This window comes from Streptomyces sp. NPDC001904, assembly GCF_040297005.1.
In the GTDB taxonomy this organism is placed as follows: domain Bacteria; phylum Actinomycetota; class Actinomycetes; order Streptomycetales; family Streptomycetaceae; genus Streptomyces.
On sequence record NZ_JBEOYI010000006.1, the window covers coordinates 151901 to 175259 of the forward strand.

A 23359-nucleotide genomic window follows, 5' to 3' on the forward strand; every position below is an offset into this window, starting at 1 on the left:
CGCACATGACCGCGCTCGAAGTGCTCTCCCAGGGCACCGTCATCCCCGCCCATCCGCTCGCCCTTGACGCCGACCGCAAGCTCGACGAACGGCGCCAGCGCGCCCTGACCCGCTACTACCTGGCGTCCGGCGCGGGCGGTGTCGCGGTGGCCGTGCACACCACCCAGTTCGAGATCCGCGAACCCCGGGTCGGCCTGCTGAAGCCGGTGCTCGAACTGGCCGCCGAGACCGTACGGGCCGAGGCGGACCGCCCCTTCGTGAAGGTGGCCGGGGCCTGCGGATACACGGCGCAGGCCGTCGCCGAGGCCGAGCTGGCGGCGTCGCTCGGCTACGACGCGGTGCTGCTGAGCCCCGCCGTGCCGGGCGCCGACGAGAAGGGCCTGCTGGAGCGGGCGCGCGCGGTCGGCGAGGTGTTGCCGGTCATCGGCTTCTACCTCCAGGAGGCCGTCGGCGGGCGCTACTTGTCGCCGTCGTTCTGGTCGGCGTTCGCGGACCTGCCGACGACGGCGGCCGTGAAGATCGCGCCCTTCGACCGGTACCGGACGGCCGATGTCGTCCGGGCGGTGGGCGCTGCCGACCGCGCGGCCGAGGTGGCGCTGTACACCGGCAACGACGACGACATCATCGGCGACCTGCTCACGCCGTACGAGACGGCGGGCGGGCGGCGCTGGTTCGCGGGCGGGCTGCTCGGCCAGTGGGCGGTGTGGACCCGGTCGGCGGCGACGCTCCTGGAGGACGTCCGGGCGGCGCGGGCCGGCGATCACGAGGCACTCCTGCGCTGCCTGACCCGGCGCCCCGAACTGACCGACGCCAACCAGGCCGTCTTCGACGTGCGCGGCGCGTTCCGCGGCTGCATCGCCGGAGTCCACGAAGTCCTGCGCCGACAGGGCCTGTTGGAGGGCATCTGGTGCCTGGACCCGGCGGAGACCCTGTCGCCGGGACAGGCCGACGAGCTGACCCGGGTGGCGGCCGCGTACCCGTGGCTGACGGACGACGCGTTCGTGAAGGAGCACCTGGATGACTGGCTCCGCTGAGCTGCCGAAGGTCGTGGTGAGCGTGCCGCCCAGCCTGCGGGAGGCGTTCTTCACCGCCGCGACCTGGCGGCGCCTCGCCACGGCGGCCGACCTGACCGTCCTCGACACGCACACCGACCGGGCGGCGCTGGCCGCGGCCCTGCCGGGCGCCCGCGCGCTGATCACGTCCTGGGGCACGCCACAGATCGACGCCGAACTGCTCTTCTGCGCAACCGAGTTGGAGCTGGTGGCGCACACCGGGTCGGCCGTCGCCCCGTACGTCACCGAGGAGGTGTTCCGGCGCGGGGTGCGCGTCACGCAGGCCGGGGACGAGATGGCGCGGCCCGTCGCCGAGGTCGCCCTCGCGTTCACGCTCGCCCTGCTGCACCGCACGCACCGCTTCGACCACGCGCTGCGCACCGGAGCTTCGTGGGAGACCGCGAGCCGGGCTCCGGACCGGCACGAGATTCACGGGAGCGCGATCGGGGTGATCGGCGCCTCCCGCACGGGCCGGGCGTACATCGCCCTCGCCCAGGCGCTGGGCGCGCGGGTCTCGGTCACGGACCCCTATCTGTCGCCGTCCGAGGCGGACCGGCTCGGCGTGCGGCTCCTGCCGCTGGACGAGCTGCTGACCGGCAGCAGGATCGTCGCCGTGCACGCCCCGGCCACCGAGGAGACCCGGCACGTGCTCGACGCGGAGCGGCTCGCGCTGCTGTCCGACGGTGCCGGTCTGGTGAACACGGCCCGCTCCTGGCTCGTCGACGAGTCCGCGCTCGCCGCCGAGCTGCGCACCGGCCGGATCGACGCCGCCGTCGACGTCTTCGACGCGGAGCCGCTGCCGGTCGGGCACGCCTTCCGCGCCCTGCCGAACGTTCTGCTCACCCCGCACACCGCCGCGGGCACCGTGGAGTGCCGCAACCGGCTCGGCGCGAGCTCCGTGACCGAGGTGCTGCGCCTGCTCGACGGGCTGCCCCCGCTGACGGCCGTGGGCGTCGAGGCGCTGGTACGGCTGCACTGAGCGACCGCCCGCAACACCCCTCATGACAGTACGAGTTGGAGAACACACCCCTCATGCGACTCATGCGCGTCGGCCGACCGGGCCGCGAACGGCCCGTCCTCGCCGCTCCCGACGGCCGTCACCACGATCTGTCGTCCGTGACGGACGACATCGACGGCACGTTCCTCGCCGCTCTCGCGGAGCGGCCCGGACTCGTGCCGCCCGCGGCGGAACTGCCCGAGGTCGACGTCACCGGTCAGCGCGTGGGCCCGCCCGTGGCCCGGCCGTCGGCGGTGCTGTGCATCGGCCAGAACTACGCGGCGCACGCCGCCGAGTCGGGCGCCGAGCCGCCCGAGCGGCCGATCCTCTTCTACAAGTCGCCGAACACGGTCGTCGGCCCGTACGACGACGTGCTGATCCCGCGCGGCGGGGAGAAGACCGACTGGGAGGTCGAACTGGCCGTCGTCATCGGCCGCCGCGCCGCCTACCTGGACTCGCCGGAGGAGGCGCTCACGCACGTCGCCGGGTACGCGGTCAGCAACGACGTGTCCGAGCGCGCCTTCCAGCTGGAGGTGTCGGGCGGCCAGTGGTCCAAGGGGAAGAGCTGCGCCACGTTCAACCCGCTCGGCCCGGTCCTGGTGACCGCGGACGAGGTCGGCGACCCGCAGGGGCTGCGGCTGCGCTCGTGGGTCAACGGTGAGCCGCGGCAGGACTCGATGACCGCCGACATGATCTTCTCGGTCGGCGAGATCGTGCACCACCTGTCGCAGTACCTGGTCCTGGAGCCGGGCGATGTCGTCAACACCGGCACACCGCAGGGCGTGGCCCTGTCGGGCCGCTTCCCCTACCTGCGCGACGGCGACGTGATGGAGATGGAGATCGCCGGGCTCGGCCGGCAGCGTTCGGCCTGCCGGCCGGCCTGAGCGGAAGCGCGTACGGCCTACAGATCCAGGTCGCGGGCGACGATCTCCTTCATGATCTCCGTGGTGCCGCCGTAGATGGTGGTGATGCGCGAGTCGAGGTAGGCGTGGGCGATCGGGTATTCGAGCATGTAGCCGTAGGCGCCGTGCAGTTGGAGACAGCGTCCGACGATGTCGACGTAGGCTTCCGTGGCCCAGAACTTCGCGGCGGCGGCATCCACGGCGCTCAGGGTGCCGCGGGAGTGCCGGGCGAGCAGGTCGTCGATGTAGGTGCGGCCGACGCGGGCGGTGGTGACCATGTCGGCCAGTTCGAAGCGGGTGTTCTGGAAGGAGCCGATGCTCCGGCCGAACGCCTTGCGCTCCCGCACGTAGTCGACGGTCCGCTCCAGGACGCCCTCGATGGACGCCATGGCGTTGGCGGCGATCGAGATCCGCTCCTGGGGAAGATTGCGCATCAGGGCGTGGAAGCCGGAGCCCTCGGCGCCGAGCAGGTGGGCGGCCGGGACGCGGACGTCCTGGAAGAACAGTTCGCTGGTGTCCTGGGCGTGCAGGCCGACCTTCTTCAGGTTGCGTCCGCGGGAGAAGCCGGGCCGGTCCGCCTCGACGACGAGCAGGCTCAGGCCGCCGTGCCGGTCGGGCCCGGTGCGGACGGCGGTGACCACCAGGTCGGCGTTCTGACCGTTGGAGATGAAGACCTTGCTGCCGTTGACGACGTAGTCGTCGCCGTCGCGGACGGCGGTGGTGGCGATGCCGGCCAGGTCGCTGCCGGTGCCGGGTTCGGTCATCGCGACGGCGACGACGAGCCGTCCGGCGGCGATGCCGGGCAGCCAGCGGGCCTTCTGCTCGTCGTCGGTGAGGTCGGTGAAGTAGGGCACGACGATGTCGTTGGAGAGCCCCACCGCGGCGAGACCGTCCGCGGCGGGGTGGCGGGAGAACTCCTCGCCGATCACCGCGTTGAAGCGGAAGTCGGTGATCCCGCCGCCGCCGTACTCCTCGGGGATGTTGAAGCCGAGGAGTCCGGCCCGGGCGGCCTCCGCGAAGAGGTCCCGGTCGACCTTGCCCGCCTCCCGCCAGCGCTCGGCGTGCGGCGCGGCGTGCTTGTCGGCGAACGCGCGGACGGTCTTCCGCAGCAGTTCGTGGTCCTCCTCGTAGAGCGAGCGCTCCCCGATCACAGGACTGGCCATCAGATCTCCGATCCGGACTGGTTGCGTACGGGCGGCCGGCCCCCAGCACCTTCTCGACGGGGCCGGGAACCCAGGACCGTCGCGACGTCCCGCGGACCGCCGCTCATCGCGCACCGAGCCGGCGCAGCAGGGCCAGTTGTCCGTTGGTGCGGCGGACGAAGTTCCGCACGGCGTCCTCCCCGGGGCGGGGCGGTCCGAGCGGCAGGAGCCGCTGGGTCGCGACGGTCTGGGTCTCGGTGTACTTGCGGATGCCCTCGGCGCCGTGCCGGCGGCCGAGTCCGCTGTCGCCCATGCCGCCCATCCCGGCCTCGACGCTGCCGGCCGCGGCGGCGGCGCCGTCGTTGATGTTCACCGCCCCGGCGCGGATCCGCGCGGCCATCCGGGCCGCCTCGCGGGTGTCCTGCGACCAGATCGACGCCGAGAGGCCGTAGCTCCCCTGGTTGGCGAGCCCCACGGCTTCGCTGTCCGAGCCGACGGCGTAGAGCGAGATCACCGGTCCGAAGGTCTCCTGTCCGCACACGGACATCTCCTGGGTGACGCCTTCGAGGACCGTCGGTTCGTAGAAGAGCGGGCCGATGTCGGGGCGGGCCCGGCCGCCCGTCAGGACCGTCGCGCCCTTCGCCACCGCCTCGTCGACCTGGGCCGTGACGGCCGCGAGCCGCGCGGCCGAGGTCAGTGACCCGATGTCCGCCGAGTAGTCGTAGGCGGGTCCGAGCCGCAACGCCCGGGTGGCCCGGACGAGTTCGGCGCGGAAGGCGTCGTGGACCTTCTCGTGCACATAGACGCGTTCGACGTGGATGCACATCTGTCCGGTGTTGGCGAAGGCGGCGGTCACCGTCCCGGCCGCGGCGGCGGCGATGTCGGCGTCCTCGCGGACGATCAGCGGGTTCTTGCCGCCGAGTTCGAGGGAGGCACCGACCAGCCGGCGCGCGGCCCGCTCCGCGACGGTGCGGCCGGTGCCGGTCGAGCCGGTGAAGCAGACGAAGTCCACGGCGTCGGTCAGCGCGGTGCCCACCGCGGCCCCGGGCCCGGCCACGATCTGCCACAGCCCGGCGGGCAGTCCGGCCTCCGCCATCAGGTCACGGGTCCACAGCAGGGTCAGCGGGGTCTGCTCGTCGGCTTTGGAGACCACGGCGTTCCCGGCGAGGAGGGCGGGCAGCACGTCGCCGACACCGAGGTAGAGGGGGTAGTTCCACGGGGAGACGATGCCGACGACGCCCTTGGGTACGCGTACCTCCCTGACCCGTGTCAGGCCCGGGACCATCCCGCGCACCCGGCGCGGCGCCAGGTAGTGCCGGGCGCGCCGTGCGTAGTGCCGGGCGATCGCGGCGACCTGCGCCACCTCCTGCCAGGCGTGGAAGCGCGCCTTGCCGGTCTCCCACTGGATCAGGTCGAGCACCTGGTCCTGGCGGCGCAGCAGCAGATCGTGGAAGGCGAGGACGGTGTCGCGGCGGTGGGCCGGCGCCGATCGCGCCCAGTCCGGCCGGGCGGCCCGGGCCCCGGCCACGGCCGTCTCCACGTCGTACGGGGTGCACGCGGGCACGGCCGCGGTCGGCGTCAGGTCGAACGGCGCGAGCGCGGTCAGCGGCTCGGCGGCGCCGGGTGCCGCCGCGTCCCGGCTCACCCGCCCGCACCACCGTGCGATCAGCTCGTCCGTCACCCACGGCGGCCGGGCGCTCGCCGGGCCCGGGCGCGGGCCTTCGGACGGGAGGCCGTCGGGTGCCGGGATCTCGTCCTGCTCCGTGGTCATGCGCGCTCCTCGGTCGTGGTCCGAGCCGGCGACGGCCCCTGTCCTTCGCTCGCGTCGCTGCCCTTGTCGACCCCGGCGCGCCTCGCTATGTTAATCAAAAATCACATCCTGGAACAAGCTCCCGAGCATGGCCGACAGCGCCAACTCCGAGCATTTCAAGGCGAGATGAGCCGTACGCCCTACCAGGAAAGCGAGCAAGTAAATGAGCAATCTCAGCCGCAGAAGGGTCCTGTCGCTCGGGGCCGCGCTGGGCCTCGTGAGCGCGACGGGCACCACCGGCGCCTGGGCGTGGTCCCCGGCGGGTTCGGTCGCCGGCAGCGGTACGGGCACCGATCCGGAGTACGTGTGGGACGACGAGGTGGACGGCCTGCTGGCCTCGCTCATCGACAGCGGCGGGGTTCCGGCGGTCAACAGCGCGATGGCGTCGTGGGTGAACAACAACGACCCGCTGCCCGGCGGCCTCCCGGCCGACCTCACCGCCCACCTCCAGCGGGTCAACCGGCTGCCCTCCTGGGCGGATCCCGCGAAGCTGGCCCGCGCCGCCGACTTCAACCGGCGCAAGGACACGTACCTCTTCGTGCTCTACGGCCTGGGCAGCGGCATCATGAGCACGGTGATCCCGCGCGAGGCCAGGAGCGTCTACTGGTCGGCGGGCGGCGCGAACATGAAGGACCGCGCGGCCAAGACGTTCACGTTCGGCTACGACCTGGCGCAGCTCAAGGGGTTCGAGCCGACGGGCCAGTTCATCGTGACGGCGAACAAGACCCGTCTGGTGCACGCAGGGGTGCGTCATCTGCTGCCGCGGTCGCCGCACTGGAGCGCGGGCGCGGACCAGAAGATCCCGATCAGCAACGCGGACATCCTGGTCACGTTCCACAGCCTCGGCACGTACGTGCGCCGGAAGCTGCTCGACTGGAAGGTCCCGTTCTCAGCGGCGGACCAGGAGGCGTTCCTGCACAGCTGGCAGGTCGCCCTGCATCTGCTGGGCGTGCAGGACCAGTACATCCCGAAGACGTGGGCCGACGCGGAGGCGCAGTCGGGTCAGGTGCTCACGCCGATCCTCGCCCCGACGACGGAGGGCATCGAACTGGCGGAGGACCTGCTCGGGCTGACAGCCCAGGTGGACCTGGGGGTCACGCGCGGTTTCCTCAACGAGTTCGTCCGCTACGTCCTGAGCGACGGGGTCGGCGACTGGCTGGGCCTGAAGCGTGACTACGCATCGGCGGCGCTGATCCGCACCGTGTGGCCGGCGTTCATCCTGTTCCGCGAGGGACTGTCGCCGATCGCGCCCGCCGCCTTCTACGTGTTCGACCAGTTCGTGCGCGCGCTGGCCATGGCGTTCCTGAACAACGGCGCCTCGGGCACGACCACGCCCATCGTGATCCCCACGGGCAACCGGCCGTCCTGAGAGCCGTCGGGCCCGCGCTCCGGGACCGCCCCGGCCCGGCCTCAGAGTCCCAGCGCACCCACGACCAGGGCGGTCACGGCCGCGCGGGCCTCGGGGCCGTCGCGCCAGCGCAGGCTCCGCCCGGCCTCGACCACCACGCCGAACCCGGCGTGCACCAGCACCCGGGCCTGGCGCGGGTCGAGCTCCGGGCGGGACAGGCGCAACTGCTGCTCCCACACGGCGATGTGCTCGCGCTGCGCCTGCACCAGGGGGCGCTGGAGGTCGGCCGGGAGGCCGGCGAACTCCGCCTCGGCGACGCTGGTGAGCGCGGTGTGCTCGAAGCTGTAGGCCACGTAGGTCGCCGCCAGCGCGCGGACGGCCTCGCACGGCCCCGCCACCTCGTGCAGGCTCCGGTCCACGGCCTGGGCCAGCAGCCCGGCCGCCTGCAGGCACGCGGCGGCGAGGATGTCGACCTTGCCCGGGTAGTGGCGGTACAGCGCGGACGGGGCGAGGCCGACCGCCCGGGCGATCTGGCCGTTCGTGACGGCGGCGAACCCGTCGCGGGCGAACAGCGGGACGGCCGCCGCGAGAATCTCCCCGCGCCGCGAGCGGGGCACCGGCAGGGCGGGCAGTTCGACGGAGGGCCCGCTCCCGGCGGCTCCGGCGGGGTCGGTTCCGGTCACCCGCAGGGCACAGTCCACCAGCAGTTCCTCGACGCGGCGCTGGGCGATGGAGGTGTGGTGCATCGTGAGGGAGCCGATGGCGCCGAGCGCCGCCACCACCCGCAACTGCTCCTTCGGCAGCGGGTGTTCGCGCCGTACCGCCTCGGCCACCCGCCCGACGACGTGCGCGAACTTCGCCCGCAGGAGCCGGCGGTCCTCGCGGTGGAGGTACCTGGCCTCCCAGCGGTACACGCCGCCCGAGGCGCGGTGCGCGACGGTGACCCGGACCAGTGCGGCGAACACCTCCGCCGGGTCTGCCTGCGGCGGCAGTTCGTCGAGCGCGGCGACGAGCCGGTCCGCCATGGCGTGCGCACACTCGGCGAACAGCGCGTACTTGTTGGGGAAATGCCGGTACAGGGCGGCGGCGGTGATGCCGACGCGGGCGGCGATCTCCTCCATGGACGCCGCGTGGTAGCCGCGCTCGCTGAAGAGCCGGCCGGCCGCCTCGACGATGAGCTGTCTGCGGTTGCGGGGCCGGACGGCCGAGGTCGATCCGACCGTCATGACCGGCCGGACGACTGCGGATACGGGGGCATGGGACCCAGTCAACCACACGCCGGGCGGCACCCGTCGCGATGTGATTTCCCATTAACAAAATGGTTCACGAGCCTTCTCCGCGAGCCGTGTCGACCGGCACAATGCGGCAGCGGCCACCCGATCGCCACGACCCCGAGGAGTCGCCCCATGCCGACCGCCACGGCTCCCGCCTGGTCCTTCCGGCACCACTGGATGTCCCAGGCGGCCACTCACGCGATGATGCGCCCCGACAAGCCCGCGCTGCGCTTCCTCGGACGGACGACGACCTGGGCCGAACTCTCCGGGCGCTCGCTGCGGCTGGCGTCCGCGCTCGCCGGGCGGGGGATCGCCGAGGGCGACCGCGTGGTCCTCCTCACGCTGAACCACCCGTGGTTCGTGGAGAGCGTGTTCGCGGCGAACAGTCTCGGCGCCATGGCCGTCCCGCTCAGCTTCCGGCTCGCCCCGCTGGAGCTCGACGACATCCTCGCCGACTGCACGCCCGCGGCCGTCGTCGTCGACGCCCGGCTGCTGCCGCTGCTCGACGCGGCGCCGAACGCCGCGTCGATCGGCACCGTCGTCGTCATCGGCGACCTCCCCGACGACGCTGCGGCCCGGGGCCGGCTCGCGTACGAGGACGTCCTCGCCGCCCACGAGCCGATGGAGCTGCCCGACATCAGCGAGGACGCGACCGCGCTGATCATGTACACCTCGGGCACCACCGGCCGCCCCAAGGGGGTGCTGCTCTCCCATCGCAACATGCAGGTGCAGGCACTCACCTGCATCCGCGCCATGGAGATCTTCGACGACTCCGACATCGGTTTCCTGACGGCCCCCTTCTTCCACATCGCGGGCCTCGGCTCGATGGTGGCGAACTTCGTGGTCGGCAGCACCGTCGTGATCCATCCGCTGGGCGCCTTCGACCCGCAGGCGGTGCTCGACGCCTATGAACGCGAGGGCGCCACGGTCGTGTTCAACGTTCCGCAGCAGTGGGACCTCCTCTGCGCCCAGCCCGGCATCGAGAAGCGGGACCTGAAGCTGCGGATCATCAGCTGGGGGGCCGCCCCCGCGAGCGACGCGACGCTGCGCGCGATGGCCGAGAGGTTCCCCGGCGCCCTCAACGTGGCCGTCTTCGGCCAGACCGAGACCTCGCCGATCACCTGTGTGCTGCGCGGGGAGGACTCGCTGCGCAAGCTGGGCTCGGTCGGCCGGCCGATCCCGAACATCCAGTACCGCGTCGTCGACGCCGACATGAACGACGTGCCCGCCGGTGAGATCGGCGAGATCGTCTACCGCGGGCCCTCCGTGACCCGGGGGTACTGGAACAAGCCGCGCGAGACGGCGGAGGCCTTCGACGGCGGCTGGTTCCACTCCGGTGACCTCGTCACCCAGGACGACGAGGGCTTCGTGTGGGTGGTCGACCGCAAGAAGGACATGATCATCAGCGGTGGCGAGAACATCTACTGCGCCGAGCTGGAGAACGCCGTCGCCGCGCACCCGGCCGTGCGCGAGGTCGCGGTCATCGGCCGGCCCGACGAGCGCTGGGGCCAGGTACCGGTCGCCTACGTCACCGTGGCCCCGGGGGCCGGTCTGTCGCTGGACGGCCTGACGGACTTCCTCGACGGGCGGCTCGCCTCCTTCAAGCGTCCCAAGGACCTGGTCGTCCTCGCCGAACTGCCGCGGAACGCGGGCGGCAAGGTGGTCAAGCCGCTGCTGCGGTCCCGGGACGCGGCTCGCTGAACCGGGTGCCGCCGCGCCCTCGCCCCGCCCGCCGTCCTGAGGTAGGAACAGCGGGACACGAGGGCGCCGGCCGCAGCCGTCCGGGGCCGTGACCGAAGGAGACACCGCCGTGGCCCTGGGAGTAGCAGTCATCGGAACCGGCAAGATGGGTGCCGATCACGTCCGCCGGATCGACACGGCGATCAGCGGGGCGCGGGTGGTGGCCGTCGCCGATGTGGAGGTGGAGCGCGCCAAGAAGCTCGCCGCGGACCTCGACGGCTGCACCGCGCACGACGACGCGGCCTCCGCGCTGGCGGCGCCCGGCGTGGACGCGGTGCTCATCGCCTCCCCCGGACCGGCCCACGAGGAGGCGCTGGCCCAGGCACTCGCCCTCGATCTGCCGGTGCTGTGCGAGAAGCCCCTGGCAGCGGACGCGGCGAGCGCGTACCGGATCGTCGAGGCGGAGCGGCGCCTCGGACACCGCCGGATCCAGGTCGGCTTCATGCGCCGGTTCGACGCCGAGTACCAGCAGTTGAAGGCGGCGCTCGACGCCGGCGGGCTCGGCCGTCCGCTGATGCTGCACCAGCGGCACCGCAACACCGCGACCCCCGGCCACTTCACCGAGCGCATGATGATCACCGACTCGGCGGCGCACGAGATGGACGTCACCCGCTGGCTCACCGGCCACGAGATCGCGGCCGTGCAGGTCGTCAAGCCCGCTCCCCTGCCCACCTCGATGAACGGCGTGCCCGACCCGCAGCTGGTGATCCTGGAGACGACGGGCGGCGTGATCGCGGACGTGGAGCTGTACCGCAACGCGGGCTTCGGCGACCAGGTGCAGTGCGAGGCGGTCTGTGAGCTCGGCACGGCGCGGATCGGCGACGGCCACGCCATGGTCGTCCAGGCGGCGGGCCGCTGGGGCGGCGCCATCCCCCAGGACTACCTCACCCGGTTCCGGGCCGCCTACGAACGCGAGGTGCAGGCCTGGGTGGACGCGACGCGCGCGGGCCGGGTCGTCGGCCCGTCCTCCTGGGACGGTTACGCGGCGGCGGCCGCCTGCGAGGCGGGCGTGACGGCCCAGGCGACCGGGGTCCGCAAGGTCGTGGACCTCGCCGACGACGAACCCTTCTGAGCCGGCCGGACGGGCCGCCGAGCGCCGTTCACGGGCAGGGCGGCGGCCCGTCCGGTCGCCGGACCCGCTGGACCACCGCCCGGCCCGCCCCGGCGCCCTACCCCTTCCGACCCGGTGTCATCGCGCGAGCGCGCCCATCGGGTCCCAGGCAGGAAGGACGATCGGCGGTTCGGCGAGGGCGTCGGCCAACTCGGGCGGCAGCGCGGAGCGACGCACCGCGACCTCGAAGACGTGCTCGCCGAACCAGGAGTCGTTCATCGTCCAGAAGCCCTTGTCGGCCTTCTCGCCGCCCCAGCTGTTCTCGACGCGCCAGCGGCGCGGCGCGCCGTCCACCACGTCGACGCCGGTGAAGAGCATCGCGTGCGTCATCTGCGTCTCGTGGTGGAGCAGCCGCTCCGCCTTGTCCATCGTCAACGGAGCGTCGTAGACGGCCTCGTAGTCGTACAGCTCGGCGTCCCAGAGCCCGAGGTCGGCGCGCATCATCCGGCCGACGTCGCAGCCGAACCAGACGGGCTCGCCGCCCACGACGGCGTCCATGGTGAGCCGCTTGAGGAGGTCCATCTCCACGTTCAGGTAGACCACGGGCGGGGCCTCGACGATGTTCCCGAGGTGCTCGACGGTGAAGGTCCGGCCGGCCGGGCTCGACTCCCGCGGGTCGTGCACGAGGCACACGTACTCGTCGAGGGGTATGCGGACGTACGCGGCGGCGAACTCGGCCGGGGTCAGCCAGCCTTCGCGGTGGAACTCCTGGTCCTTGTCCCGCCATTGCCACAGGAACCGCTGCGGGGGCGTGCCGAGGTGGATGCTGAGCACGCGGTGCACGGCGGCGAGCACCTCGGCCTTGTGCTCGCGCTGCGCCTCCGTCCCGTCGGCGGCCAGTCGGCGCAGGTCACGGGCGCCGCGCCGCAGGAGGCTCTTCAGGGCCCGGTTCATGGGCCCGGTGGCGGACGAACTCTCCGTCTCCGGCATGGCCGTCTTCGGTACGAGTCCGTGTTTGGCGACCAGCGCCACGAACATGTTCCACTGTCCGCCGTCGCTGATGGGGTCGCCGAGCAGATGGGCCACCGTCCGGTCGTCGACGTCGGCGCCGGACGTCTCGATCATGGACTCCAGGAAGTAGTTCGCCCGCTCGAACTTGTCCCACCAGAGGACGTAGTTCTGGGAGAACTCGAAGTCCTTCACGCCGAGTTCGCGCGCGGCGCCGACGCGGAGCAGGTTGAGCCCGGCGAACATCCAACAGCGTCCGCTGCGCTTCTGGTTGGTGACCTTCCAGTCGTCGAGGTGGTGGGAGACCGAGTGGTCGGCGGCGGTCACGATCCGCCGGTCGAGGGCGATGTCGTCCACGGGTGTCTGGGTCACGGCGTTCTGCATCAGCCGGTTCGCCGGCCGGGAGGCGAACTCCTTCTCGAACATCTCGATCCGTGCCGGGGTGAGGCCTCGGTCGGCGGCCTGGGGGGAGTCAGAATTTCCGAGCGTCACGGTGATCCGCTTCCAGTTCTCTTGTCGGCCCGTCGTCATGGGCCTTGTACAGGCAGGAGGGGGAACGCGGTTTCACCGTTCCACGGCTTTTGTGCCGCAGTCAACGGCGTTCAGGCTCCGTTCGCGTCGAGCCATTCGCTGACGACCTGGTCGGTGTGCGCGCCGAGGGCCGGGCTCGGTGCCGTCGGGGCCGTGGCCGTCTCCTGCCCGCCGGGGCCGAAGTGGGCGGGCTGACGGAGGTAGGGGGTACGGCCGAGCACGGGATGGTCGAACTCGCCGATCAGGCCGCGCTGCTGGATCTGCTCGCTGTCGATCGCCTGGGCGAGGTCCTGGATCGGGGCGGCCGGCACACCCTCCGCCTGAGCCAGCTTCAGCGCCTCCTCGGTGGTGAGCCCACCCGACCACTCCTCGGTGATCCGGCGCACCTCGTCCCGGTTGCGGGTGCGGGCGGTGTCGTCGTGGAAGTGGGGATCCGCGGGCAGGTCGGGCCGGCCGACGAGCCGCGCGAACCGGGCGAACACGCCGTCCGACGCGACGGCGACGGCCAGCAGTCCGTCGGCGGTGCGGTAGGTGTCGAACGGGGTGGAGACCGGATGCCGGTTGCCCACCCGGCCGGGCAGGCTGCCGGTCGCGGTGAGCAGGCTCATCGCCGTCACCTGAAGCGAGACCAGCGAGTCGAGCATGGCGACGTCGACGTGCCGGCCGCGGCCGGTGCGCTCCCGGTCGAAGAGGGCGGCGCCGACCGCCCAGGAGGCGAAGAGCCCGGCGATCAGGTCGCCGACGGACTCGCCCACCCTGGTCGGCGGCCCGTCGGGGGTGCCGGTGCCGGCCATGAGCCCCGACATGGCCTGGACGATCAGGTCGTAGGCGGGGTGGGCGCGCATCGGGCCGCTCTGCCCGAAGCCGGAGATGCTCGCGTAGACCAGGCGCGGGTTGACGGCGGCGAGCGTGGCGTGGTCGATGCCGAGGCGTTCGGCGACGCCGGGGCGGTAGTTCTCGACGAGGACGTCGGCGCGCTCGGCCAGCCGCAGCAGGGTCGCGTGGTCGTCGGGGTTCTTGAGGTCGAGCACGATGCTGCGCTTGCCCCGGTTGAGCTGGGCGAAGTACACGCTCTCGCCGTCCCGGAAGGGGCCGAGGTGGCGGGCGTCGTCGCCGGCCGGCGGTTCGACCTTGACGACGTCCGCGCCGAGGTCGGCCAGCAGGGAGGTGCAGTACGGGCCGGCCAGTACCCGGCTGAGGTCGAGCACCCGCAGGCCCTGGAGGACAGTCATCGTGTTGCGCCTTTCCGTTCGTGGGACCGCGGGTGGTGACGGCCCGCGGCCACCGGAACGTATGCGGGCGCGGTCCGGGGCGTCGACGTGCGTCTGCACGAAGCGAGGGCCGATCCTCGTGCACGCGCACCTTGGCGCGGGGCGGTGCGGTGCGCGGCAATGGACCGGCCTTGACGGACGCACCACGAAGGAGCACGGCATGACGCCGTTTCTGCTGCCCCCGATGTACGACGAGTTCCGCGCCGCGGCCCGCGCCTTCGCCGAGAAGGAGCTGGCTCCCCGGGCGGCGGAGACCGACGAGCGGGCCGAGTTCCCGCACGACAACTACCGGCGGCTCGTGGCCGCGGGCCTGCACGCCCCGGGTGTCCCCGAGGAGTTCGGGGGCGACGGGATGGACGCCATCGCGGCGGCCGTCGCCGTGGAGGAGGTGGCGCGGGCCTGCGCGTCCTCGTCGACGGTCCAGACGTCCAACAAGCTGGGTGTCACACCGCTGCTGCTGGCCGGTACGCCGGAACAGCGCGGCCGCTATCTGCCGGAGGTCGCCTCGGGCGAGGCGCTGATGGCCTACGCGATCAGTGAGCGGGAGGCGGGCAGCGACGTCGGCGCGATGCGCTGCCGGGCCGCCGCGGACGGGGACGGCTGGGTGCTGGACGGGGTGAAGACGTGGATCACCTCGGCGGGCGTCGCCAGGTATCTGATCGTGTTCGCGGTCACCGATCCGGAGGCGGGCTCGCGCGGCATCTCGGCGTTCGTCGTGCACGCGGACGACGCCGGGATCTCGTACGGCGAGCCGGAACGGAAGATGGGGCTGAAGGGGTCGGTCACCCGCGAGGTGTACTTCGACGGCTGCCGGATCCCCGGCGACCGGCTGCTCGGCGAGCGCGGCAAGGGGCTGCGGCTGGCGCTGGGGACGCTGGACCACACCCGGGTCTCGGTCGGCGCGCAGGCGCTGGGCATCGCGCAGGGCGCCCTCGATCTGGCCACCGGCTACGTGCGGGAACGCCGTCAATTCGGGCAGGCCCTCGCCGACTTCCAGGGCGTGCAGTTCATGCTCGCCGACATGGCGATGAAAGTGGAGTCGGCCCGGCAGATGGTGTACGCGGCGGCCGCCCGCAGCAGCGTGAACGCCGACGACCTGACGTACTTCGGCGCGGCCGCGAAGTGTCTGGCCTCCGACACCGCCATGGCGGTCACCACCGACGCGGTGCAGTTGCTCGGCGGCTACGGCTACACCAAGGACTTCCCGGCCGAGCGGATGATGCGCGACGCGAAGATCACGCAGATCTACGAGGGCACCAACCAGATCCAGCGGATCGTGGTCTCGCGCACGCTGCTGCGCTGACCCCGCGTCAGCCCGCCGCCGGGTCCGCGTCGAGGGCGGTCAGGGCCAGCCACAGTTCGAGCCGGTCGGTCAGCCGGTCGAGATCGCGGCCGGTGAGCTGTTCGATCAGCTGGAGCCGGTAGCGCAGGCTGTTGCGGTGCAGGGTGAGCGCCGCGGCGGTGGCGGCGGAGGCGCAGTCGTGGGCGAGGTAGGTCCGCAGGGTGGTGAGGAGGTCGGCGTGCTGGGCCTCGTCGTGCCGCAGGAGCGGGGCGAGCACGCCGGTTCCGAGCTCGCGCAGCGGCAGGTCCAGATTGCCCAGCAGCAGGCCCGTGAGGCTGAGCGGTGCGGCCCGGTGCACTCCGGGGCCGGTCCGGGCGGCCTGGCGGGCCTCGAAGTAGCCGAGCCGCAGCCCGGCCACTCCGCGGCGGGGTTCGCCGACCCCGACGCGGACCCCCGGGTCCAGCAGTCTCAGGTGACCGGCGACGGTCCGCGCGGCGGCCTCGGCGTCGACGCCGTCCGGGACGACGACCGTCACGGTGTCGTCGATGAGGGCGGTGGGCAGTCGGTCGCCCTCGCGTTCGAGGAGCGGGCCGAGGGTCCAGGGCAGGCTGCGCAGCCGGGTGGGGTCGCCGTCGACGCGGGCCACCACGACCGCGTGCGGCCCGTCGACGGCCAGGTGGTGGGCGGCGAGCCTCCGGCGGGCGTCGGCGTCCGGGATCGTGCGGTGCAGTACGTCCTCGAGGAGCTGGCCGAGCAGTTCCCGGCGGCCGGTCAGCACGGCCTGGTGCCGGGCGACTTCCAGGCCGAGGATGCTCGTCGCGAACGACAGCAGGTCGCCGCGCGGGGTGGCCCGGCGGGTGCAGAGCAGGGCGACGGGCACTCCGTCGACCTCGATCGGCACGGACGCGCCGGGGCCCGCGCCCGCCGGGTCGCCGACCGGCCGGGCGGACGAGGCGGGGTGGCGGGCCAGGACGCTGCCGTCCGGCTCCACCACGGCGACCGGGCCGGCATCGAGCTGCCGGTACAGCCTGCGGAGCAGTCCGCGCAGCCCGTGCCCGGAGAGCAGCTCCCGCATCAGCTCGTCCTGCAGCGCGGAGGCGGCGCGCACGGCGTCGTACTGCTCGGCGAACGTCTGCTCGGCGACCCAGTGGCTGATCTGGGCGAACGGCACCTCGACCGGTGACTGCAGCAGCGCGAGGCCGACCCGTTCGGCGGTCTCCACGACGACCGTCGGCACGCTCTGGTGCACGAGCCCCGTGCCGACGCAGAGCGCGGCGACGGGCAGCTCCGCGAGTCTGCCGAGCAGGCCGATCCAGTCGGCTTCGGCCCGGTCCAGCAGGCCGGTGGTCATCACCAGCTCACCACCGCGCAGGAAGGGCAGCGGGTCGGGCAGTTCCGTGGTGGACACCCAGCGGATCCGCCGCTCGCTGTCGGCGCAGTGGCTGGTCAGCGCGGTGAGCCGGAGGGCGGGCTGGGCCACGAGGTCGGGTACGGAGACGGCCATCAGCCGATTGTGCAACAGCGGGCCGGCCCAGCCCGCGCCGGGACGGGCGTTCGCACCGTGGGTGAGGCGCGGCCCTCGGCGGCCGGGTGGTCGAGGGGCGTTCCGCGGGAAGGGCCCGAACGGTTCGTCCGGGCCCTCCGGTGTACGGGTGTGCGGGTCAGACGCGGTCGGCCGCGATCAGGACGTACTGGAAGGAGCCGTCCTCGTAGGACTTGATGAACGCCTCCTCGATCCCGGTGACCAGCGACGAGGTGGCGCGCAGCTTCCAGTAGGGCAGGGTGTCGGGGGTGAGGTCGATGACGGCCTGCGGGACCAGGCGGTTGTCGGCCATGGCGCGCAGGTATTCGCGGCGCGAGTGGATGTTGCACTCGAAGTGGGCGTTGATCTGGGAGACCCACTTGGAGGGCTGGCCGTAGCGCGGGTTCCAGCAGCCGGTGATGGTGACGTAGCGCCCGCCGACCTTCAGGACGCGGGAGTGCTCCGCGAAGAGGTCGTGCAGGTCGACGTACATGCTCGACTCGTTGTTCCAGGAGCCCGCGATCTGACCGGTGTCGAAGGGGGTGGCGAGCATGTTGCAGACGCGCGCCCGCACCCGGTCCTGGATGCCGAGTTCGGCGGCGCGGCCGTTGGCGAACTCGGCCTGCTTCGCGGAGAGGGTGACGCCCTCGACGGAGCAGCCGAAGCGCTGGTTGGCCATGACCATCGAGCCGCCGCGGCCGCAGCCGGCGTCCATCAGGGTGTCGTCGGCGCCGATGTCGCCGAGGTGCTTCAGGAGGAGGTCGGCCTGGGCCGATTCCAGGCGGTGGAGTTCGGCGACGAGCTTCTGCTCGCTCGCCGGGTCGCCGTCGGCGCCGAGGGCCGAGTGGTCGACGTCCCCGATGCCGTAGTGGTGGTGGTAGAGACCGTCGACGTCACCGAGCCGCAGGTTCACGGGCCGGGCTTCGCCGTCCCAGTAGCGGGCGATGTCCCCCTGGTAGGGCGTGGCCGGGTTGGGGACGTGCACGGTGCGGCCGGTGGAGGGGACGGTGAGTTCGGTGCTGAGCACAGATGGGTCCAATCTCTTACCAGAAGTCGGGCAGGCTGTAGCGGTAGGTGTTGTTCTGGTGCCAGTGGTGGTTGCCGTCGACCCACGCGGCGACGCCGCGCAAGAAGCGTTGGACGCTCGGCAGGGGCATGTCGGCGGCCAGGTCGGCGGCCGCGGTCTCGAAGTCGCGCATGAGGTCGTTGTGGACCTCGACCGATTTCAGGTAGGCGTCCCGGTCGGAGAGGCCCTCCCGTTCCGCGATGACGACCGGCAGGTTCAGGTGCGTTCCGGGGGCGTCGAGTTCCTTCGTGTACGAGTAGAGGTCGTTGACGATCGTCGTCGCGTTCCCGGCGAGGGCGATGACCTTCTGCATGGCCGGTCGGGCGTGCAGGTCCGCCGGCAGTTCGTAGCCGCCGACGGTGTCGGTGATGGTGGGGCAGGGACGGAAGTTGTTGAACTGACGCATCGCCAGGTACTCCCACACCTCCGGCACCCGCTCCTCCTGGGCCCAGGCGGCCTCGGCGAGGTAGCCGAGGTGCAGCCGGGCCATGTCGTGCCGGTAGCGGTCGGTCTGGGAGGCGCTGCCCGCCTGGACGAAGTACTCCATGGCGGAGCGGTAGGCCCGTCGCGGGGCGTCCGCGTGCAGCGACTTCGCCCAGTCGGGCTGGTACTCCTGTGTCGTGTACAGGGGGTCGAGGGCGGTGTGGGCGAGGAGCAGGCGTTCACCGAGTCCGACGGGCGAGCCGCCGTGGTCCTCGCAGTAGCAGTCGTCCACCGCGTTCTCCGCCACCATGAGGCGGGTGGCGATCATCAGGTGGTCGACGGTGGGTGCATCGGGGTGGCAGCCGACCATGTAGCTGCCCACGGAGAAGCCGTCGAACTCCTCGGCCCAGTCGTCGGGGAAGAGGGAGACCTCGTCCAGCGCCCAGGCCCTGATCCTGCGGCTGACCTCCTCGACGCGTACGGGATCGGGCTCGGCGATCGGGTGGTGGTAGAGGCCGGGGATCGGCGTGCCCGTCGCGGCCTGCGGCGTCGGCTCCGGCGCCCCGTCCGGCAGGCTCAGCCGCAGACCGGCCGTGCCGATGCCGGTGGGACCGCTCAGGATCCGTGTCAGGTCGATGTCCGGCGACGGGACGTCGACGGGTGCAGGGTCAGAAGGCGGCGGGGCGCCGAGGGCCGTGCCGATGTCGCGCGCGCGGGTCGCGGCGTCGGCCAGGATCTGCGCTCCGTAGCGGGAGGCGGCTTCCGGCAGGCTGGACTGCGGAGGTGTCTGCTCAGGCGGTGGCATCCATGGCTCCTTGGGGGCTCCTTGCGTTCCGGGGCACCGGTCGTTCCGCCGCTACCTGGGCCAGCGCGAGATCTGCACGTTCTCCAGGACGCCGACGGCGTCCGGCACGAGGATGGCGGCCGAGTAGTAAGTGCTGACGAGGTACGAGGTGATGGCCTTGTCGTCGACGCCCATGAACCGGACCGAGAGCCCTGGTTCGTACTCGTCGGGCAGTCCGGTCTGCCGCAGTCCGACGACGCCCTGTTCCTCCACGCCGGTCCGCATGATGAGGATCGAGCTGGTCCGCTCCTTGGTGATGGGGATCTTGTCGCAGGGCAGGATCGGGACCCCGCGCCAGGTGAGGATCTGCTCGCCCTGGAGCTCCGTGGTCTCCGGGTAGAGCCCGCGCGCGTTGAACTCGCGGCCGATCGCCGCGATCGTGCGGGGATGGGCGAGGTAGAACTTCGACCCGCGGCGGCGGCAGAGCAACGAGTCCAGGTCGTCCGGCGTCGGCGGTCCGGCGTGCGTCTGGATGCGCTGCTTGAAGTCGGCGTTGTGCAGCAGTCCGAACTCGCGGTTGTTGATGAGTTCGTGTTCCTGGCGCTCGCGCAACGCCTCGATGGTGAGACGGAGTTGCTCCTCGGTCTGGTTCAGCGGCTGGTTGTAGAGGTCGGCGACCCGGGTGTTGACGCGCAGGATGGTCTGGGCGACCGAGAGTTCGTACTCGCGCGGCTGTGCCTCGTAGTCGACGAACGCGCCGGGCAGCTCGTGCTCGCCCCGGTGGCCGGCCGACATCGCGATCTCCGCCTCGCCGCGATGGTTCTGGCGCTGCCGCCCCCGCGAGAGGAACGCGTCGACGTGGTCGCGCAGGTTCGGTGCGGTGGCCAGGACGGAGGCGAAGTCGGCGCGCGACAGGGTGAGCAGGGTGCCGGAGGTCTCGGCGACCGCGGTCTGCTCCCACCGGGCGTCCTCGTCCAGCAGGGCCTCGTCCCCGAACCGGTCCCCGTCGGCGAGGACGTCGAGGGTGACGTCGGCGCCGAACTCCCCCTCGGCGAGCTGGCTGATCCGTCCGTGGGCGATCAGGTGGAGCCGGTCCGCCGGAGTCCCGCGCTCGACCAGCGTCTCGCCGTCCCGGAAGTCGCGCTGGACGCACCGCTCGGCGAGGGCCGTCAGCACGTCGACGTCGTCGAAGCCGCGCAGCGGGGCCAGTTCACCGAGCTCGCGCGGGATGACGCGGACGCGGGATCCGTCCTGGACGAACTCGACGCTGCCGTCACCGACGGTGTAGGTCAGGCGGCGGTTCACCCGGTAGGTCCCGCCCGTGGTCTCCACCCAGGGCAGCATCCGCAGCAGCCAGCGGGAGCTGATCTCCTGCATCTGCGGCGCCGACTTGGTCGTGGTGGAGAGGTTGCGGGCGGCCGCCGTGCCCAGACTGGTCTGCCGGGGCGGTTCCGGCCGAGCCTCCGGGATCGAGTCAACAGTCAACGGGAAGCTCTCCAGGTTCAGAGGTGCAGGAATGCGGGATCAAATACCGTCACTCGGCGAGGAGTTGCGGCCGGTCGATCCGGAACGCAGCTGAACGGTAAAGGCCTCCGCGGACGCGGATCCAGGAGAAGCGGGTGACATTAACTCGATCCGATGATCGCGGCCGGGTGAGGTTTGCGCCCCGCCCGACCTGCGCAGCGGCATCGCCTCATGGCGTGGGGGCGGCGAACCGGTCAGGCCCTACTACGTCACACCGGACGCGGAGCGAGCGCCCGCACCAGGGCGCCGACCAGCGCGTCCACCAGTGTCCCGTCGGGGTCGCGGTGCGGGTTGACCTCGGTGACGACCAGGGTCGCCAGCGATGGGGCGGAGGCGAACTCCGCGAGGCAGTCGAAGGCCACCCCGACCGGCAGGCCTTCGTTGAAGTGCGGGAAGTCGGCGAGCGGGAAGTCCACCGAGTCGATCACGTCGACGTCGAAGTGCAGGACGAACCGGTCGCACCCGGACGCGAGCTCCTGCCGGCACGCGCGCGCCTCGGCGACCGGATCGACGCCCGGCGCGGTGATCTCGGTGCAGGACCGGGCCCGCAGCCCGAACGCGGCGAGCCGCTCCCGTCCCGCGGGGCCCAGCTCCGCCGGCTCGTAGCCGAACGCCGCGATCGCCGAGGCCGGCATCAGTGGGGTGCGCGGCCCCAGGTCCCGCAGCTCCGGCGCGCCGTCGCCCAGCAGATGGGACAGCACCATGGTGTCGAGGATCCCGGAGCGGCTGGTGTCGGGCACCGACAGGTCGAGGTCCCCGTCGAAGTAGAGCAGTCCCGTGTCGGGACGGCGGGCGACGTGGGCGGCGAGCACGCCCAGCGTAATCGTGCAGTCGCCGCCCACCACCAGCGGAGTCGCGCCGGAGTCGAGGATCGCCCCGACCCGGTCGGCCACCGAGCGGGCCACCTCGACCACCCGCGGCAGGTTCTGCCGGTCCCGGCGCTCGGGGTCGGTCCTGAACGGCACGACGGGGAGGTCGCCGTGGTCCGTGATCTTCACGCCGGCCGCCCGCAGCCGGTCCACGAGGCCGGCGGAGCGCAGTGCCGCCGGGGCCTTCTCCTGGCCCGGCCCGTGCGTCCCCGCGCAGGACGGCACACCCAGCAGCGCGAATTCCGCGGTCATGGCCCGCCCCCAGTCGACTCGGGTGTGCGGGGCCGATGGTAGTGGGCACGTCGGGCCGACGACAGATCACGGCCCGGCCGGGCCCAGCGGCATCACGAACCGTTCTTGCACGCGCACCGTCCTGGAAGCACATGATGTCAGCGCCGATACGGACCGCCGCCCCGACGGTACGGATGGGGGGACCGTGGGCAGCACGTCCGGGGACCGGGCCGTCCGGCCGAGCCGTCCGCCGCACCGATCTGGAGGCCCTCGCATGACCGAAACGACCGACCGCGCCGCCGCGTTGCCGCTCGACGGCATCACCGTCGTCAGCGTCGAGCAGGCCGTGGCGGCGCCGTTCGCCACCCGTCAGCTGGCCGATCTGGGGGCCCGCGTGATCAAGATCGAGCGCCCGGACGGCGGCGACTTCGCCCGGCGCTACGACACGACGGTGGGCGGCGAGTCCAGCTACTTCGTGTGGCTCAACCGGTCCAAGGAGTCCCTGACGCTGGACGTGAAGTCCGCCGAGGGGCGGGCGATCCTCGACGAACTCCTGTCCGGCGCGGACGTCTTCGTCCAGAACCTCGGCCCCGGCGCGGCCGCCCGGCTCGGTCTCGATCCGCGGACCCTGGCCGAGCGCCATCCGTCGCTGATCGCCTGCACGGTCTCGGGCTGGGGCACGTCGGGGCCGTGGGCCGACCGCAAGGCGTACGACCTGCTGGTGCAGTGCCAGACCGGCCTCGTCTCGCTGACCGGCACACCCGACGGCACCGCCCGGGTCGGGGTGTCGGTCGCCGACATCGCCGCGGGCATGTACGCCTACACCGGCATCCTGACCGCCCTGTTCACCCGGGCCACCACGGGGGTGGCGCGCTCCGTGGAGGTGTCCCTCTTCGAGGCGCTCGCGGAGTGGATGAGCCAGCCCGCGTACTACACCCGGTACGGGGGCACGCAGCCGCCGCGCATCGGCACGCAGCACGCCACCATCGCCCCGTACGGCGCCTACACCGCGGCCGACGGCAAGCAGGTGCTCTTCTCCATCCAGAACGAGCGCGAGTGGGCCGCGCTGTGCGCACACTTCCTGCAGCGACCGGAGTTGACCACCGACCCGAGGTTCGCCACCGGCTCGGACCGGGTGGCCCACCGGGAGGAACTGAACGCGATCGTGGCCGCGCGGTTCAGCCGCTCCGGAAGCGACGACGTGGCCAAGGCGCTGGACGAGGCGGGCATCGCCAACTCGGGTGTGAACGACGTCGCCGAGTTCCTCGGTCACCCGGTTCTCGCGGGCCGGGAACGCTGGGTGGACGTCGCCACTCCCGGCGGCGTCGTGCAGGCCCTGCGTCCGCCGGCGGACCTGGCCGGCCTCGACGCCCGGATGGAACCGGTGCCCGCGCTGGGCGCGCACACCGAACGCATCCTGACCGCCCAGGGCCGCACGCCCGCCGAGATCGCCCGTCTGCGGGCGGACGGCGTCGTCTGACACCGCGTCACCCCACATCCGGGCACCACGCGAAACGACCGAGGAGGTTCCC

General features: G+C 72.4%; 18 protein-coding genes. 8 read left to right on the forward strand and 10 right to left on the reverse strand.

Translation table 11 applies throughout. The features are described 5' to 3' along the window. Positions 1-5: 5 nt before the first annotated feature. The 3 genes from ABT127_RS12160 to ABT127_RS12170 are packed head-to-tail and all read left to right on the forward strand — an operon-like array spanning position 6 to position 2933. Complete coding sequence (locus ABT127_RS12160; protein ID WP_351447635.1) at positions 6-1034, forward strand: dihydrodipicolinate synthase family protein; 1029 nt, start codon at positions 6-8, stop codon at positions 1032-1034. Continuing rightward, positions 1018-2031, forward strand: coding sequence for a hydroxyacid dehydrogenase (locus tag ABT127_RS12165; protein ID WP_351447637.1), 1014 nt, complete (start codon positions 1018-1020; stop codon positions 2029-2031). Before ABT127_RS12160 ends, ABT127_RS12165 begins: the two co-directional genes overlap by 17 nt. Before the next feature lie 53 nt (positions 2032-2084). Continuing rightward, on the forward strand, positions 2085-2933 hold the full coding sequence (locus ABT127_RS12170; RefSeq protein ID WP_351447640.1) for a fumarylacetoacetate hydrolase family protein: 849 nt from the start codon (positions 2085-2087) through the stop codon (positions 2931-2933). A gap of 17 nt (positions 2934-2950) precedes the next feature. Here the strand turns inward: ABT127_RS12170 and ABT127_RS12175 are convergent, their stop codons facing one another. Both ABT127_RS12175 and ABT127_RS12180 read right to left on the reverse strand, forming a co-directional pair. Then, positions 2951-4114: an acyl-CoA dehydrogenase family protein gene (locus ABT127_RS12175; RefSeq protein WP_351447642.1), complete on the reverse strand. Its 1164-nt coding sequence runs from the start codon at positions 4112-4114 to the stop codon at positions 2951-2953. A 103-nt stretch (positions 4115-4217) separates the two neighbouring features. Beyond that, the gene (locus tag ABT127_RS12180; RefSeq protein WP_351447644.1) at positions 4218-5864 is read right to left on the reverse strand and encodes a succinic semialdehyde dehydrogenase; all 1647 of its coding nucleotides are present in this window, start codon (positions 5862-5864) and stop codon (positions 4218-4220) included. A 202-nt stretch (positions 5865-6066) separates the two neighbouring features. Between ABT127_RS12180 and ABT127_RS12185 the strand changes: the two genes are divergently transcribed. After that, positions 6067-7272 (forward strand): oxygenase MpaB family protein, encoded by a 1206-nt coding sequence (locus ABT127_RS12185; RefSeq protein ID WP_351447647.1) that lies wholly within the window; start codon positions 6067-6069, stop codon positions 7270-7272. Positions 7273-7313: 41 nt separating this feature from the next. Here ABT127_RS12185 and ABT127_RS12190 read toward each other — a convergent pair whose 3' ends face one another. Further along, positions 7314-8477: a TetR/AcrR family transcriptional regulator gene (locus ABT127_RS12190; protein ID WP_351447650.1), complete on the reverse strand. Its 1164-nt coding sequence runs from the start codon at positions 8475-8477 to the stop codon at positions 7314-7316. 180 nt (positions 8478-8657) lie between these two features. Between ABT127_RS12190 and ABT127_RS12195 the strand changes: the two genes are divergently transcribed. Both ABT127_RS12195 and ABT127_RS12200 read left to right on the forward strand, forming a co-directional pair. After that, entirely contained in the window at positions 8658-10226 is a 1569-nt protein-coding gene (locus ABT127_RS12195) for an AMP-binding protein (RefSeq protein WP_351447653.1), read from the forward strand. A 109-nt stretch (positions 10227-10335) separates the two neighbouring features. After that, positions 10336-11337, forward strand: a complete 1002-nt coding sequence (locus ABT127_RS12200) for a Gfo/Idh/MocA family protein (RefSeq protein WP_351447656.1) — start codon at positions 10336-10338, stop codon at positions 11335-11337. A gap of 117 nt (positions 11338-11454) precedes the next feature. Here the strand turns inward: ABT127_RS12200 and ABT127_RS12205 are convergent, their stop codons facing one another. Together ABT127_RS12205 and ABT127_RS12210 are read right to left on the reverse strand one after the other, a co-directional pair. Continuing rightward, positions 11455-12855, reverse strand: a complete 1401-nt coding sequence (locus tag ABT127_RS12205; RefSeq protein WP_351447658.1) for a C1 family peptidase — start codon at positions 12853-12855, stop codon at positions 11455-11457. A gap of 71 nt (positions 12856-12926) precedes the next feature. Then, a complete protein-coding gene (locus tag ABT127_RS12210) occupies positions 12927-14087 on the reverse strand; it encodes a CaiB/BaiF CoA transferase family protein (RefSeq protein ID WP_351447661.1) in 1161 nt (386 codons plus the stop codon). A 199-nt stretch (positions 14088-14286) separates the two neighbouring features. Between ABT127_RS12210 and ABT127_RS12215 the strand changes: the two genes are divergently transcribed. Beyond that, positions 14287-15429 carry an acyl-CoA dehydrogenase family protein gene (locus ABT127_RS12215; protein WP_351447664.1) on the forward strand — a complete coding sequence of 381 codons (1143 nt, stop codon included), beginning with the start codon at positions 14287-14289 and terminating at the stop codon, positions 15427-15429. 7 nt (positions 15430-15436) lie between these two features. On the opposite strand, the gene ABT127_RS12220 is transcribed toward ABT127_RS12215, so the two are convergent. The 5 genes from ABT127_RS12220 to ABT127_RS12240 all read right to left on the reverse strand — a co-directional run bounded on the left by ABT127_RS12220 (position 15437) and on the right by ABT127_RS12240 (position 21848). Then, entirely contained in the window at positions 15437-16912 is a 1476-nt protein-coding gene (locus tag ABT127_RS12220; protein WP_351447667.1) for a PucR family transcriptional regulator, read from the reverse strand. Positions 16913-17069: 157 nt separating this feature from the next. Further along, complete coding sequence (locus tag ABT127_RS12225; protein WP_351447669.1) at positions 17070-17957, reverse strand: geranyl diphosphate 2-C-methyltransferase; 888 nt, start codon at positions 17955-17957, stop codon at positions 17070-17072. A 16-nt stretch (positions 17958-17973) separates the two neighbouring features. Continuing rightward, a complete protein-coding gene (locus ABT127_RS12230; RefSeq protein ID WP_351447672.1) occupies positions 17974-19224 on the reverse strand; it encodes a family 2 encapsulin nanocompartment cargo protein terpene cyclase in 1251 nt (416 codons plus the stop codon). A 51-nt stretch (positions 19225-19275) separates the two neighbouring features. Then, positions 19276-20688 carry a family 2B encapsulin nanocompartment shell protein gene (locus ABT127_RS12235; RefSeq protein ID WP_351447675.1) on the reverse strand — a complete coding sequence of 471 codons (1413 nt, stop codon included), beginning with the start codon at positions 20686-20688 and terminating at the stop codon, positions 19276-19278. Between the two features lie 248 nt (positions 20689-20936). Beyond that, a complete protein-coding gene (locus tag ABT127_RS12240; RefSeq protein WP_351447678.1) occupies positions 20937-21848 on the reverse strand; it encodes an arginase family protein in 912 nt (303 codons plus the stop codon). Between the two features lie 253 nt (positions 21849-22101). On the opposite strand from ABT127_RS12240, the gene ABT127_RS12245 reads away from it, so the two are divergent. Then, entirely contained in the window at positions 22102-23307 is a 1206-nt protein-coding gene (locus ABT127_RS12245) for a CaiB/BaiF CoA transferase family protein (RefSeq protein WP_351447681.1), read from the forward strand. The last annotated feature ends 52 nt before the right edge of the window (positions 23308-23359 follow it).

Excerpts from the sequence above, each read along its gene's own strand:
- ABT127_RS12205 (WP_351447658.1), bottom strand. The coding sequence starts at position 12,855 with ATGACGACGGGCCGACAAGAGAACTGGAAGCGGATCACCGTGACGCTC.
- ABT127_RS12210 (WP_351447661.1), bottom strand. The coding sequence starts at position 14,087 with ATGACTGTCCTCCAGGGCCTGCGGGTGCTCGACCTCAGCCGGGTACTG.
- ABT127_RS12170 (WP_351447640.1), top strand. The coding sequence starts at position 2,085 with ATGCGACTCATGCGCGTCGGCCGACCGGGCCGCGAACGGCCCGTCCTC.
- ABT127_RS12185 (WP_351447647.1), top strand. The coding sequence starts at position 6,067 with ATGAGCAATCTCAGCCGCAGAAGGGTCCTGTCGCTCGGGGCCGCGCTG.
- ABT127_RS12180 (WP_351447644.1), bottom strand. The coding sequence starts at position 5,864 with ATGACCACGGAGCAGGACGAGATCCCGGCACCCGACGGCCTCCCGTCC.
- ABT127_RS12195 (WP_351447653.1), top strand. The coding sequence starts at position 8,658 with ATGCCGACCGCCACGGCTCCCGCCTGGTCCTTCCGGCACCACTGGATG.
- ABT127_RS12190 (WP_351447650.1), bottom strand. The coding sequence starts at position 8,477 with ATGACGGTCGGATCGACCTCGGCCGTCCGGCCCCGCAACCGCAGACAG.
- ABT127_RS12240 (WP_351447678.1), bottom strand. The coding sequence starts at position 21,848 with ATGACCGCGGAATTCGCGCTGCTGGGTGTGCCGTCCTGCGCGGGGACG.
- ABT127_RS12175 (WP_351447642.1), bottom strand. The coding sequence starts at position 4,114 with ATGGCCAGTCCTGTGATCGGGGAGCGCTCGCTCTACGAGGAGGACCAC.
- ABT127_RS12160 (WP_351447635.1), top strand. The coding sequence starts at position 6 with ATGACCGCGCTCGAAGTGCTCTCCCAGGGCACCGTCATCCCCGCCCAT.
- ABT127_RS12165 (WP_351447637.1), top strand. The coding sequence starts at position 1,018 with ATGACTGGCTCCGCTGAGCTGCCGAAGGTCGTGGTGAGCGTGCCGCCC.
- ABT127_RS12220 (WP_351447667.1), bottom strand. The coding sequence starts at position 16,912 with ATGGCCGTCTCCGTACCCGACCTCGTGGCCCAGCCCGCCCTCCGGCTC.
- ABT127_RS12215 (WP_351447664.1), top strand. The coding sequence starts at position 14,287 with ATGACGCCGTTTCTGCTGCCCCCGATGTACGACGAGTTCCGCGCCGCG.
- ABT127_RS12245 (WP_351447681.1), top strand. The coding sequence starts at position 22,102 with ATGACCGAAACGACCGACCGCGCCGCCGCGTTGCCGCTCGACGGCATC.
- ABT127_RS12230 (WP_351447672.1), bottom strand. The coding sequence starts at position 19,224 with ATGCCACCGCCTGAGCAGACACCTCCGCAGTCCAGCCTGCCGGAAGCC.